The sequence below is a fragment of the Pseudenhygromyxa sp. WMMC2535 genome (assembly GCF_011083025.2).
Genome location: NZ_JABJWV010000001.1, coordinates 853,018 through 865,684 on the forward strand (window position 1 = coordinate 853,018; position 12,667 = coordinate 865,684).

Genomic DNA, 12,667 nt, shown 5'->3' on the forward strand with positions numbered 1-12,667 from the left:
GGGGTCCGCCAGCCTGCCCGAGGCGGGCTCGGGGCCTACTCGAGGCCCGCGAGTTCGCGGTCGGTCGCCCGGCGAACGGCCGGCTCTCCGGCTTCGCTGGTGCGATCGTCGGTCTCCATGTGCAGGCGCTCGTAGACCGAGAGCCCAGTGCCGGCGGGGATCAGCCGGCCCATGATCACGTTCTCCTTGAGACCGCGGAGGTGATCTACCTTGCCCTGGAGGGCAGCTTCGGTGAGCACCTTGGTGGTCTCCTGGAAGGAGGAGGCCGAGATGAAGGACTCGGTGGAGAGCGAGGCCTTGGTGATGCCGAGCAGCAGCGGCTGCGCGGTGGCTTGGGCGCCACCCAGCGCGGACACGCGCTGGTTCTCCTGGCGGAAGAGCTTGCGCTCGACGTGGTCCTCGGCGAGGAAGTTGGTGTCACCGGGGTCGATGATCTTCACCCGCCGCATCATCTGGCGGACGATCACCTCGATGTGCTTGTCGTTGATCTTCACGCCCTGGAGGCGATAGACCTCCTGGATCTGGTCGAGCAGGTAGGTGGCCAGGGCCTTCTCGCCGAGCACCGCGAGGATGTCGTGCGGGTTGGCCGGGCCGTCCATCAGCTTCTCGCCAGCGCGGACGCGATCTCCCTCGCGGACCTGGAGGTGGCGAAGCTTGGGCACGAGGAACTCGTGGACCTCGCTGCCGTCCTCGGGGGTGATCAACACGCGGCGCTTGCCGCCCTTGTCCTTGCCGAAGGAGACCTCACCGTCGGTGGTGGCGATGATCGCGTGCTCCTTGGGCGTGCGCGCCTCGAAGAGCTCGACGACGCGGGGCAGACCGCCGGTGATGTCCTTGGTCTTCTGAGCCTCGCGCTGGATGTTGGCCATCACATCACCCGCTTGGACCTTCTGGCCCTCCTGGATGTTGAAGACCGCGCCGACCGGTAGGAAGTAGCGGGCGGCGTGGCGGCCGATCATCACGGTCTCGCCCTCGTCATCGGTGATCACGAGGCGCGGACGCGCGTCCTTGTCGCGGCTCTCGACGATGACCATGGAGCTGTGCCCGGTGACCTCGTCGGTGGTCACGCGCATGGTCACGTTCTCGATGATGTCGCCGTAGGCGATCGTGCCGCTGGCCTCGGTGAGGATCGGGATGACGTGGGCGTCCCAGCGGGCGAGCACCGTCTTCTCAGGCACCTTGGCTCCCTCGGCGACCAGCAGGTGCGAGCCGTAGAGGAGGTCGTAGCGCTCGCGGATGCGGCCGCGCTCGTCGAGCAGGTGGACCTGGGCGTGACGGTTCATCACCACCCAGTAGTCGATCTGCTGACCGGTCTTGCTGTCCGTGCGCGTGCGGTGCACGAGATCGGCGTCGAGCACCTTGACCTCACCACCGAAGCGGGCCTCGAGCTCGCTCTTGGCGACGGTGGTCATCGACGCACCACCAAGGTGGAAGGTGCGCATGGTCAGCTGGGTGCCGGGCTCGCCGATCGACTGCGCGGCGATGATGCCCACCGCCTCGCCGACGTCGACGAGCTGTCCACGCGCGAGGTCGCGGCCGTAGCACTTGGCGCAGATGCCACGCATGGCCTCGCAGGTCAGCACCGAGCGCAGGGTCACGGTCTGGATGCCGGCCTGATCGATGTCGGTCGCAGCTTGCTCGTCGATGAGGTCGCCCTCGTCGACGATGATCTCGTCGGTCCCGGGCCGGTAGACCGGCTCGAGGGCCACGCGGCCGAGGATGCGATCCCCGAGCGCCTCGATGACCTCGGTGTCCTCCATCAGCGCCGAGACCTCGAGACCCTGGATGGTCCCGCAGTCGTACTCGGTGATCACCGCCTCCTGGGCGACGTCGACCAGGCGGCGGGTCAGGTACCCCGAGTTGGCGGTCTTGAGCGCCGTGTCGGCGAGGCCCTTGCGCGCGCCGTGGGTCGAGATGAAGTACTGCTGAACCGTCAGCCCCTCACGGAAGTTCGTGGTGATCGGCTGCTCGATGATCTCGCCGGAGGGCTTGGCCATCAGGCCGCGCATCCCGGCGAGCTGGCGCATCTGCTGCTTCGAGCCACGCGCGCCAGAGTCGGCCATGATGTAGACCGAGTTGAAGGACTTCTGCGACTTCTTCTCGCCGGTGCTCCGGTCGATGATCTCCTCCTTGGAGATCCCGTCCATCATCGCCGCCGTGATCTCCTCGGAGACCTTGGCCCAGATGTCGACGACCTTGTTGTAGCGCTCGCCCGAGGTGATCAGACCGTCCGAGTACTGCTCGGAGATCTGCCGGACCTCGGAGTTGGCGTCGTCGAGCAGCTTGGCCTTGGCGTCGGGGATCGCCATGTCGTCCATGCAGATCGAGATGCCGGCCTTGGTCGCCTCGGTGTAGCCGGTGCTGCGCAGGTAGTCGGCCATCAGCACGGTGGCCTTCTGGCCGCACAGGCGGTAGCAGCGGTCGATCAGGTTGTTGAGCTGCTTCTTGCCCAGGGGCTGGTTGACCAGCTCCTCGAAGGACAGCTGCTTGGGGATGCCGCCCTCGTAGAGCAGCACGCGCCCGCAGGTGGTGTCGACCATCGGGCCGCCGGGCTCCATGCGGACCTTGATCCGCGCCTGGAGGTGCAGCGAGCCGTGGTCGTAGGCCATCCGGACCTCCTCGGGGGAGCCGAAGTAGCCGATGTAGAACCCGTCCTTGGTGGGGTCGTCGTTGCGCTCGCCCGGGGCGTAGATGCGCTCGCGGGTCATGTAGTAGAGGCCGAGGACGATGTCCTGCGAGGGCACGATGATCGGCTTGCCGCTCGCCGGGCTGAGGATGTTGTTGGTCGACATCATCAGCACGCGGGCCTCCATCTGGGCCTCGATGCACAGCGGCACGTGGACCGCCATCTGGTCGCCGTCGAAGTCGGCGTTGAAGGCGGTACAGACCAGCGGGTGGAGCTGGATGGCCTTGCCCTCGATCAGCACCGGCTCGAAGGCCTGGATGCCGAGGCGGTGGAGCGTGGGCGCGCGGTTGAGCAGCACCGGGTGCTCCTTGATGACCTCCTCGAGGATGTCCCAGACCTCCTCGGCCTCACGCTCGACCATGCGCTTCGCGGACTTGATGGTGGTCACCAGGCCGCGCTGCTCGAGCTTGTTGTAGATGAAGGGCTTGAACAGCTCGAGCGCCATCTTCTTGGGCAGGCCGACCTCGTGGAGCTTGAGCTCCGGGCCGACGACGATCACCGAGCGGCCCGAGTAGTCGACGCGCTTGCCGAGCAGGTTCTGGCGGAAGCGCCCGGACTTGCCGCGGAGCATGTCCGAGAGCGACTTGAGCGGGCGCTTGTTGGGGCCCGTGATGGTCTTGCCGCGGCGGCCGTTGTCGAACAGGGCGTCGACGGCCTCCTGGAGCATCCGCTTCTCGTTGCGGATGATGATCTCCGGGGCGGCGAGCTCCTGCAGGCGCTTGAGCCGGTTGTTGCGGTTGATGACCCGGCGGTAGAGGTCGTTGAGGTCGGAGGACGCGAAGCGGCCGCCGTCCAGGGGGACCAGCGGGCGCAGATCCGGCGGCAGCACCGGGATCACGTCGAGCATCATGTGCTCGGGCTTGTTGCCGCTGTTGCGGAAGGCCTCGAGCACGCGCAGGCGCTTGGCCAGCTTCTTGCGCTTGGCCTCCGAGGTCGCGGCCGCGAGGTCGGCGCGAGTCGTGCGAGCCTCGACCACGGGGTCGATGCGCGCGAGCAGCTCGCGGATCGCCTCGGCGCCCATGCCGGCGTCGAAGGAGTCGGGACCGATCTCGTCGTAGAGCTGGTCGTAGCGCTCCTCGGACAGGATCTCGCGCTCCTCGAGGCCCGAGTCACGCGGGTCGATGACGATGTAGCTCTCGCAGTAGAGCACCTTCTCGAGCTTGGTCAGCGGGATGTCGAGGATGGTGCCGATGCGCGAGGGCAGGCTCTTGAGGAACCAGATGTGCGCGACCGGGGTGGCCAGGTCGATGTGTCCGGCGCGCTCGCGGCGGACCTTGGAGTGGATGACCTCGACGCCGCACTTCTCGCAGACGACGCCGCGGTGCTTCATGCGCTTGTACTTGCCGCACAAGCACTCGTAGTCCTTGATCGGTCCGAAGATCTTGGCGCAGAACAGACCGTCGCGCTCCGGCTTGAAGGTCCGGTAGTTGATGGTCTCCGGGTTCTTGACCTCGCCGTGCGAGCGCTCGCGGATCGACTTCGGCGAAGCGATACCGATTCGCAGAGCGTTGAAGACCGCAGCCTCCTTGGGCTTTTCGAAGAAGCTGAAGATGTCGCGCATCTGGGGTTCCTCTCTTTCGCGGGGGGACGGCTGGGCTACTCGGCGGCCGAGAGCGAGGAGCGATTACGAAGGTTGGGGTCGTCGACGTTGATGAGCTCGACGTCGAGGCAAAGCGCCTGGAGCTCCTTCAACAACACGTTGAAGGACTCGGGCACGCCAGGCTGCATGGTCGGCTGGCCCTTGACGATCGACTCGTACATCCGCATGCGGCCGACGACGTCGTCAGACTTGACCGTGAGCAGCTCCTGGAGGGCGTAGGCGGCCCCGTAGGCCTCGAGGGCCCAGACCTCCATCTCGCCCAGGCGCTGGCCACCGAACTGGGCCTTGCCGCCGAGGGGCTGCTGGGTGACCAGCGAGTAAGGACCGATGCTCCGCGCGTGGATCTTGTCGTCCACGAGGTGGTGGAGCTTGAGCATGTACATGATGCCCACGGTCACGTCCTCCTCGAAGGCCTCGCCGGTGCGGCCGTCGAAGAGGATGGCCTGGCCGGAGTCGGGCAGCCCGGCCTTGCCCAGGAAGCCCTTGACCTCGGTCTCGAACGCGCCGTCGAAGACCGGCGTCGCCACGTGGATGCCGCGGCGCAGCTTGTCGGCGAAGCGGATCACGTCCTCGTCGGGCAGCGAGTCGATGAAGCGGTTGGCGTCATCGGTCTCGTAGATCTTCTTGAGCTGGGCGCGCAGCACCTCCGCGGAGAAGTTGGTCTCCATGTAGGCGTTGATCTGGTTGCCGAGCTCGCGGGCCGCCCACCCGAGGTGAACCTCGAGGATCTGGCCGACGTTCATGCGCGAGGGCACGCCGAGGGGGTTGAGGACGATGTCCACCGGGGTGCCGTCCTCGAGGTAAGGCAGGTCCTCGGTGGGCAGGATCCGCGAGATCACGCCCTTGTTGCCGTGGCGGCCGGCCATCTTGTCGCCGACCTGGAGCTTGCGCTTGATGGCCACGTAGACCTTGACCATCTTGATCACGCCCGGCGGGAGCTCGTCGCCCTTGGTGAGCTTGGCGAGCTTCTCGCGGTAGATGGTCTCGATCTCGTCGAGATCCTTCTCGAGGCGGCGGCCGAGGGCCTCGACCAGCTCCGTGTCCTCGGCGGTGGTCAGCGAGAACTGCGGCCAGTACTTGCGGGCCACGCCCTCGATCGCCCCAGCGTCGAGCACGACGCCGGACTCGACGAGCACCGCGCCCTGGTCATCGACCAACTTGGCGGCGGTGGTCTTGCCGATCAGCACGTCCTTGATCCGGTTGTAGTAGCCGGTCGAGACGATCGCGACGTTGTCGCCGTGATCCTGGCTGAGCTTCTCGCGCTCCGCGTCCTCGATCTGCTGGGCGCGGATGTCCTTGTCGACGCCCTTGCGAGCGAACACGCGGGCGTCGATGATGATGCCCGAGACGCCCGGGGGCAGGCGCAGCGAGGTGTCGCGCACGTCGCCGGCCTTCTCGCCGAAGATCGCCCGCAGCAGCTTCTCCTCGGGGGAGAGCTGGGTCTCGCCCTTCGGGGTGATCTTGCCGACCAGGATGTCGCCGGCGTGGACCTCGGCGCCGATGCGGACGATGCCCGCGTCGTCGAGGTTCTTGAGGGCCTCTTCACCCACGTTCGGGATGTCGCGGGTGATCTCCTCCTTGCCGAGCTTGGTGTCGCGGGCGACGCACTCGAACTCCTCGATGTGGATCGTCGTGTAGACGTCCTCGCGGATCAGCCGCTCGGAGACCAGGATCGAGTCCTCGAAGTTGTAGCCCTGCCAGGGCATGAAGGCGACGAGCAGGTTCTGCCCGAGGGCGAGCTCGCCGCGCTCCGTCGCCGCGCCGTCGGCGATCACGTCGCCAGACTTGACCCGGTCGCCGACGTTGACGATCGGCTTTTGGTTCAGCGCGGTGTTCTGGTTGCTGCGCCTGAACTTGACCAGGTTGTAGATGTCGGGCTTGGCGCCGAGGATGCTGCGATCCTCTTCGCGGCTCGAGACCGGCTTGACGACGATGCGCGCGCCGTCGACCTGCTCGACGATGCCGTCGCGCTGGGCGACGACCGTGGAGCCCGAGTCGCGGGCGACGTGGGTCTCCATCCCGGTGCCGACCAGCGGCGCGTCGGTGCGCAGGCAGGGGACCGCCTGGCGCTGCATGTTCGAGCCCATGAGCGCGCGGTTGGCGTCATCGTGCTCGAGGAAGGGCACCAGCGAGGCGGCGACGGAGACCAGCTGGTTGGGCGAGACGTCCATCAGCGTGACCTCCGCCGGGGAGACCATCTCGAACTCCTCGTTGTGGCGGCACTGGACGGTCTCGCCGGTGTAGCGGCTGTCATCGTCCATGGGCGCGTTGGCCTGGGCGATGTAGTGGCCCTGCTCCTGGAGCGCGCTGTAGTAGGCGACCTCGGTGGTCGCCTGGCCGCCCTCGACGGAGCGGTAGGGCGTCTCGATGAAGCCGAACTCGTTGATCCGCGCGTAGGTCGAGAGCGACGCGATCAGGCCGATGTTCGGACCTTCCGGCGTCTCGATCGGGCAGATGCGGCCGTAGTGCGTCGGGTGGACGTCGCGGACCTCGAAGCCAGCCCGCTCGCGGGTCAGGCCGCCGGGGCCGAGGGCCGAGAGCCGGCGCTTGTGGGTGACCTCGCTCAGCGGGTTGGTCTGGTCCATGAACTGCGACAGCTGCGAGCTGGCGAAGTACTCCTTGACCACGGCCGACACGGGCTTGGCGTTGATCAGGTCGGCGGGCATGAGCGCGTCCATCTCCTGGGACATGCTCATGCGCTCCTTGATGGCCCGCTCCATGCGAACCAGACCGATGCGGTACTGGTTCTCCATGAGCTCACCGACCGCGCGGACGCGGCGGTTGCCGAGGTGGTCGATGTCGTCGATCTTGCCGCGACCGTTGCGCAGCTCGATCAGGTAGCGGACCGTCTCGATGATGTCGCGCTTGGTCAGGACCTTGGTCTCGAGGTCCTCGTCGATGCCGAACTTGTGGTTGAGCTTCAGGCGGCCGACGGTCGACAGGTCGTAGCGGTCGGCGCGGAAGAAGAGCGACTCGAACAGGTTGCGCGCGGTCTCGAGGGTGGGCGGATCACCGGGGCGAAGGCGCCGGTAGATCTCCATGATCGCGTCCTCGGACGAGGTCAGCTTGTCGGCGATCAACGTGTCGCGCAGGAAGGAGCCGACGTTGAAGTCGTCGATGAAGAGGATCCGGAACGACGAGATGCCCGCGTCCTTGAGGGAGTTGAGCACATCCTCCGTGATCTCTTCGTTGCAGTTGAGCAGGACCTCGCCGGTCTCCTCGTCGAAGACGTCCTCGGCGGCGACCTTGCCCACGAGCTCGTCGCCCTCCACGGGGATCTGCGAGAGCCCCGCGTTGCGCATGCGCTTGATCAGGATCTTGTTGAGCTTCTTGCCCTTCTTGACCAGGACCTCGTTGGTCTCCGGGTCACGGATCTCCTGCGTCGAGCGCTGGCCGGCGATCAGGTCGTAGTCGATCTCGCGGGCAAAGGAGCCACCCTCGGTCAGGTGGATGGTCTCCTTGTCGTAGTACATGTCGAGGAGCTCCTGGGTGGAGTAACCCAGGGCTCGCAAGAGCACGGTGGCGTGGAGCTTCCGCCGGCGATCGATACGAACGTAGACGAAGTCCTTGTGGTCGAACTCGAAGTCGAGCCAGCTGCCGCGGTAGGGGATCACGCGGGCGCTGAACAGCTTCTTGCCCGAGGCGTGGGTCTTGCCGCGGTCGTGGTCGAAGAACACGCCGGGCGAGCGGTGCAGCTGCGAGACGACGACGCGCTCGGTGCCGTTGATGATGAAGGTGCCGTGCTCCGTCATCAGCGGGATCTCACCGAAGTAGACCTCCTGCTCCTTGACGTCGCGGATCGACTGGGTGTTGGTGTCGTCGTCGACGTCCCAGACCACCAGGCGAACGACGACCTTGATCGGCGCCGCGAAGGTCATGCCGCGGGCGCGGCACTCGTCGACGTCGTACTTGGGCCGGTCGAGGGCGTAGCTGACGAACTCGAGGGACGAGGTCTCGCCGAAGTCCTTGATCGGGAACACGGACGAGAACACCGCCTGGAGCCCGACCTGATCGCGCTCGTCAGGGGGCACATCGGCTTGAAGCAGCTTGTCGTAGGAGCGCTTCTGGATGTCGATGAGGTTGGGGACCTCGATGATCTTCTTGAGCTTCCCGAAGTTTTTTCGGACCCTGAAGTTGTTCTGGATTCGCGCCATCCGGTCTCCTCGCGTGCTGTCGGTCTGTGACCGCCCCGTGCGGGTAATTCAGTTGTGGGTTTGTGGACGGGGACGGTGGGCGACCGTGGTCGCCCTTGCAATTACGCATCGGTCGCGCCTGTGGTCCCCATCCACGGAGAACACAGGCGCGACCGCTCGGTCGGCCTACTTGACCTCGACGGTCGCGCCGGCCTCTTCGAGGGTCTTCTTGAGCTCCTCGGCCTCGTCCTTCGAGACGGCCTCCTTGACGGGGCAGGGAGCGCCCTCGACGAGGGTCTTGGCCTCCTTGAGACCGAGGCCGGGGATCACGGCGCGGATGGCCTTGATCACGTTGATCTTCTTCTCGCCGAAGGAGGCGAGGATCACGTCGAACTCGGTCTTCTCTTCGGCCGGGCCGGCGTCGGCGGCGGGGCCCGCCATCATGACGGCGCCGCCGGCAGCCGCCTCGACGCCCCACTTGTCCTCGAGCTCTTTGACGAGGTCGGCCATGGCCATGACCGAAAGGTTGCTGAGGAAATCGATGACCTGCTCACGGGTAACGTTCTCGGACATTGTTCTTTTCTTTCTTGGGAAACCGTTTTTGGGCCGCAGGGGCCAGTTTGGTGGGTCGGAAGGGCGACGGGCTCAGGCGGCCTCTTCGTCCTTCTTCTTCTTGGCGTTGAGCACGCGGAGGAAGTCTCGCGGCGCGGCCTGCATGACTTGAACCATGCGGGTGGCCGGAGTCTTGAACAGCATCAGCAGCTTGGCCTTGATCTCGCGCGGCCCAGGCATGTCGGCGAGCTTGCCGACCGCTTCGGGACCAACGACATCGCCGTCGACCACGCCGGCCTTGAACCGGAGCTTGTCGTTGTCTTTGGCGTAGTCACGCGCGACCCGAGCGGGAGCGCCGGGGTCGTCTTCGTTGTAGGCCAAGCCAGTCACGCCCTTGAGGTAGGGGGTGATGGGCTCGTGGGTGGTTCCAGCGATCGCGTAGCGAACGATGGAGTTCTTGTAGACGCGGTAGGTGCAGCCCGCCTCGCGGAACTTGCCACGAAGATCCTCGGACTCCGCGACGGTGAGGCGGTCGTACTCGATGAGCACGAGGGCCGTGAGGTCCTCGATCTGCTCACGGAGCGCGGCGGATTGGGCGTGTTTGACGGATTTTTCCATGTTGGTTCTCCCTGCCCGCTCTCGAGCCGGTGCCGCTTGGACCTGGGTGGTCGAAGAGGTCGCCGGCAGCTGCACCAGGCGCCTGCGTTGTCGGCGGCCCGGCTGGATGCCCTTCGAGTCCTCTCCCTACCTAGGCCGGCTGCTTGCGCATTTGAGGTCCACATGGGGACCGCCGACGGTCTCGAGCAGGAGTCCCCCGAATGAAGGAGTTCGGGGGCGCGTGGGTCGATTACCTTGCGGTGTTTCGGCCTCCTTGGGTCTTCGATTCCAGGTTGGGGTTGAGGGTTAGTCGGTGACCATCGCCTGAACCTCGTTGGTATCCAGGCGGATGCCGGGACCCATGGTCGAGGCCAGAGAGACGCTCTTGAAGTACTTGCCCTTGGCGGTCGAGGGCTTGAGGCGCTGGAGGGTGCGCAGGAAAGCCTCGAGGTTCTCGCGCAGGGCGTCAGCCTCGAAGCTGACCTTGCCGATGGGCGCGTGGATGATGCCGGTGCGCTCGGTGCGGAACTCGATCCGACCAGCCTTGCGCTCGCGGACGGCGGTGGCGACGTCCATCGTCACGGTGCCGACCTTGGGGTTCGGCATCAGGTTGCGCGGTCCGAGGATGCGGCCGAGGCGGCCGACGAGGCCCATCATGTCCGGGGTGGCGATGGCGACGTCGAAGTCGAGCCAGCCCTCTTGGATCTGGGTGACGATCTCGTCCGACCCGACGAAGTCGGCGCCGGCGTCCTTGGCCTGCGTCGCGCGGTCGCCCTTGGCGAAGACCAGCACGCGCACGGTCTTGCCGGTGCCGTGGGGCAGCGAGACCGACGAGCGGATCATCTGGTCGGCGTGACGGGGGTTGACCCCCAGGCGCGCGGCGCACTCGACGGTCTCGTCGAACTTGGCCGGCGCGACCACCTTAACGAGCTCGCAGCCCTCTTGCAGGCTGTAGCGCTTGTCACGGTCGAGCTTCGACCGCGCTTCCTCGTACTTCTTACCCATGCTTCGTTCTCCCCGGGGTGCTGGCGGGTTGTCCCCTCCCCCGGCTAAGTGGTTGGTTTCAGACGACTTCGAGGCCCATCGAACGCGCGGTGCCCTCGATGCTGCGCATCGCTTGCTCCACGGTGAAGGCGTTCATGTCCTCGATCTTGGTCTCGGCGATCTTGCGGATGTCGTCCTGCGACACCTTGCCGACCTTGGTCTTGTTGGGCTCGCCAGAGCCCTTGTCCTTGCCGGCGGCCTTGAGCAGCAGCACGGCGGCCGGCGGGCTCTTGGTCACGAAGGTGAACGAACGGTCGGAGTAGACCGTGATCACCACCGGGATGACCATCCCCTGGTCCTTCTGCGTCTTCGCGTTGAACTGCTTGCAGAAGTCCATGATGTTCACGCCCCTGGCGCCCAGCGCGGGGCCGATGGGCGGGGCCGGGTTGGCCTGGCCTGCCTTGATCTGAAGCTTGATTTGCCCGGTGACCTTTTTCATGGCTCGAAATCTCGTGTGCGTGACTCCGGCGACCGCTGTTCAGCGAGCGCCGGGTCTGGGGTTGACTCTGCTCAGCTCGCTGGCTCGACCTCGTTGAAGTCGACCTCGACCCGGGTGGGCCGGCCGAAGATCGAAACCGAGAGCTTGATCTTGCGCTTGTCCGTGTTCACTTCCTCGACCTCGCCGGAGAAGTTGGCGAAGGCCCCGCTCTTGACGCGGACGTGCTGGCCGACGTCGTAATTCACGTCGGGCAGGACCTCCTCGGCCACCGGCTTGGACTCGGTGCGACCGAGCATCCTGTCCATCTCGCGCTGCGAGACCGGCTTGGGGGTCTTGCCGCTGGACAGAAAGCCACTGACCTTGGGGGTGTTCTTGACGAGGTGCCAGGCTTCCTTCGTCAGCTGCATGCGGACAAAGATGTAGCCTGGGAAGAACTTACGGGTCTGCTTGACCTGCCGCTTGCCGCGCTGCTCGACGACCTGCTCCGAGGGCACGAGGATGTCCTCGAAGCACTCCTCGAGCTCGTTGGCCTTGATACGGTCCTCGAGCGACTTCTTGACCGTGTTTTCGTAGCCCGAGAAGGTGTTCACGATGAACCATTGCATCGGGAGGTCGGTCTGGGCTTCGGTCGACATGGCAGTTGAGGCGGTGTCTGAGCTCGGCATCACAGCGCGTAGAGCCAATCGGTCACGCGGAGCCAAAAGGTATCCATGAACGCGAGGATGCCCGAGCAGATGAGAGTGATGATGACGACCACGATGGTCGCCGCGCGGGTCTCGGCGCGCGTTGGCCAGATGATCTGCGAGACCTCGACGACCACCTGGGAGATGAAGTCGAAGTAGCGCTCGCGGGACCAGGCCCAAACGATGAGGGCGATGCCGATGATGACACCGACACCTTGGGCCCAGTTCTCGTTGGGCCGAGGGATCTGAGCCGGCCACGTGGCCCATGCCCACCCCCAGACGTCCTCCGCCATGTGGCTGAACATCCAGGCCGCGATACCCGCGAAGATCGCGAAAACCGCGTGGGTCCAGCGAGAAGCGTCGAACTCCTGCGGACCGCCTTGCTTTTTGCGTTTGCGTGCTCGGGCCATTTCGAGGGTGACTCCGGGGGGAAGATGGCATCGCTCGCTGCGGATCTGACCCGCAGGGCGCAATCAACCCCTGGATGGGGATCGAGCCGCGCACGGCTCGGTGCCTGGCGGCTCCGACGTGGGCGGCTCGTTGATCATGGTCGGCGAATGAATTCGTGACAGGGGAAAAGAAGCAGGGCGTGCAGGGATCGAACCCGCGGCCTGCGGATTTGGAGTCCGCTGCTCTACCAGCTGAGCTAACGCCCTATGGGGTCTCGAGAGAGACGGTCCCAGGAGAGGCCGCTACTTGGTCTCCTTGTGCTCCGTATGTCGGCGGCAGAAGTGACAGTACTTCTGGAGCTTGACCTTCTCGGGGGTGGTGCGCTTGTTCTTGGTGCTCGAGTAGTTGCGGCGCTTGCACACCTGGCACTCGAGCGAGAAGATGATTCGGTTTCCAGCTTTGGCCATGAGACGTCCTCGGCTGCGGGGAGGGAGGCTTGTAGCAAGCCCCGTTCCAGCATTCAAGCTTCAGGGATGGTTTTTT

General features: G+C 65.7%; 9 protein-coding genes and 1 tRNA gene. All 10 read right to left on the reverse strand.

Features of this window, described 5'->3' with window-relative positions; translation table 11 throughout:
• Positions 1 to 35: 35 nt before the first annotated feature.
• The 10 genes from rpoC to rpmG all read right to left on the reverse strand — a co-directional run bounded on the left by rpoC (position 36) and on the right by rpmG (position 12,591).
• Positions 36 to 4,247 carry a DNA-directed RNA polymerase subunit beta' gene (gene rpoC, locus G6O69_RS03210; protein WP_172302059.1) on the reverse strand — a complete coding sequence of 1,404 codons (4,212 nt, stop codon included), beginning with the start codon at positions 4,245 to 4,247 and terminating at the stop codon, positions 36 to 38.
• A 35-nt stretch (positions 4,248 to 4,282) separates the two neighbouring features.
• Complete coding sequence (gene rpoB / locus G6O69_RS03215; RefSeq protein WP_172302060.1) at positions 4,283 to 8,440, reverse strand: DNA-directed RNA polymerase subunit beta; 4,158 nt, start codon at positions 8,438 to 8,440, stop codon at positions 4,283 to 4,285.
• A gap of 165 nt (positions 8,441 to 8,605) precedes the next feature.
• A complete protein-coding gene (gene rplL, locus G6O69_RS03220; protein ID WP_172302061.1) occupies positions 8,606 to 8,992 on the reverse strand; it encodes a 50S ribosomal protein L7/L12 in 387 nt (128 codons plus the stop codon).
• A gap of 72 nt (positions 8,993 to 9,064) precedes the next feature.
• On the reverse strand, positions 9,065 to 9,589 hold the full coding sequence (rplJ, locus tag G6O69_RS03225; RefSeq protein ID WP_172302062.1) for a 50S ribosomal protein L10: 525 nt from the start codon (positions 9,587 to 9,589) through the stop codon (positions 9,065 to 9,067).
• Between the two features lie 285 nt (positions 9,590 to 9,874).
• Positions 9,875 to 10,573 carry a 50S ribosomal protein L1 gene (gene rplA, locus G6O69_RS03230; protein ID WP_172302063.1) on the reverse strand — a complete coding sequence of 233 codons (699 nt, stop codon included), beginning with the start codon at positions 10,571 to 10,573 and terminating at the stop codon, positions 9,875 to 9,877.
• A gap of 58 nt (positions 10,574 to 10,631) precedes the next feature.
• Entirely contained in the window at positions 10,632 to 11,051 is a 420-nt protein-coding gene (rplK, locus tag G6O69_RS03235; RefSeq protein WP_172302064.1) for a 50S ribosomal protein L11, read from the reverse strand.
• Positions 11,052 to 11,122: 71 nt separating this feature from the next.
• The gene (gene nusG, locus G6O69_RS03240; RefSeq protein WP_172302065.1) at positions 11,123 to 11,686 is read right to left on the reverse strand and encodes a transcription termination/antitermination protein NusG; all 564 of its coding nucleotides are present in this window, start codon (positions 11,684 to 11,686) and stop codon (positions 11,123 to 11,125) included.
• Between the two features lie 29 nt (positions 11,687 to 11,715).
• Positions 11,716 to 12,039 (reverse strand): preprotein translocase subunit SecE, encoded by a 324-nt coding sequence (gene secE / locus G6O69_RS03245; RefSeq protein WP_176396599.1) that lies wholly within the window; start codon positions 12,037 to 12,039, stop codon positions 11,716 to 11,718.
• A gap of 278 nt (positions 12,040 to 12,317) precedes the next feature.
• Positions 12,318 to 12,390, reverse strand: a tRNA-Trp gene (locus G6O69_RS03250).
• A 36-nt stretch (positions 12,391 to 12,426) separates the two neighbouring features.
• On the reverse strand, positions 12,427 to 12,591 hold the full coding sequence (gene rpmG, locus G6O69_RS03255; RefSeq protein ID WP_172302067.1) for a 50S ribosomal protein L33: 165 nt from the start codon (positions 12,589 to 12,591) through the stop codon (positions 12,427 to 12,429).
• Between the last annotated feature and the right edge of the window lie 76 nt (positions 12,592 to 12,667).

Excerpts from the sequence above, each read along its gene's own strand:
- rplJ (WP_172302062.1), bottom strand. The coding sequence starts at position 9,589 with ATGGAAAAATCCGTCAAACACGCCCAATCCGCCGCGCTCCGTGAGCAG.
- rplL (WP_172302061.1), bottom strand. The coding sequence starts at position 8,992 with ATGTCCGAGAACGTTACCCGTGAGCAGGTCATCGATTTCCTCAGCAAC.
- rpoB (WP_172302060.1), bottom strand. The coding sequence starts at position 8,440 with ATGGCGCGAATCCAGAACAACTTCAGGGTCCGAAAAAACTTCGGGAAG.
- nusG (WP_172302065.1), bottom strand. The coding sequence starts at position 11,686 with ATGTCGACCGAAGCCCAGACCGACCTCCCGATGCAATGGTTCATCGTG.
- rpoC (WP_172302059.1), bottom strand. The coding sequence starts at position 4,247 with ATGCGCGACATCTTCAGCTTCTTCGAAAAGCCCAAGGAGGCTGCGGTC.
- rpmG (WP_172302067.1), bottom strand. The coding sequence starts at position 12,591 with ATGGCCAAAGCTGGAAACCGAATCATCTTCTCGCTCGAGTGCCAGGTG.
- rplA (WP_172302063.1), bottom strand. The coding sequence starts at position 10,573 with ATGGGTAAGAAGTACGAGGAAGCGCGGTCGAAGCTCGACCGTGACAAG.
- rplK (WP_172302064.1), bottom strand. The coding sequence starts at position 11,051 with ATGAAAAAGGTCACCGGGCAAATCAAGCTTCAGATCAAGGCAGGCCAG.
- secE (WP_176396599.1), bottom strand. The coding sequence starts at position 12,039 with ATGTTCAGCCACATGGCGGAGGACGTCTGGGGGTGGGCATGGGCCACG.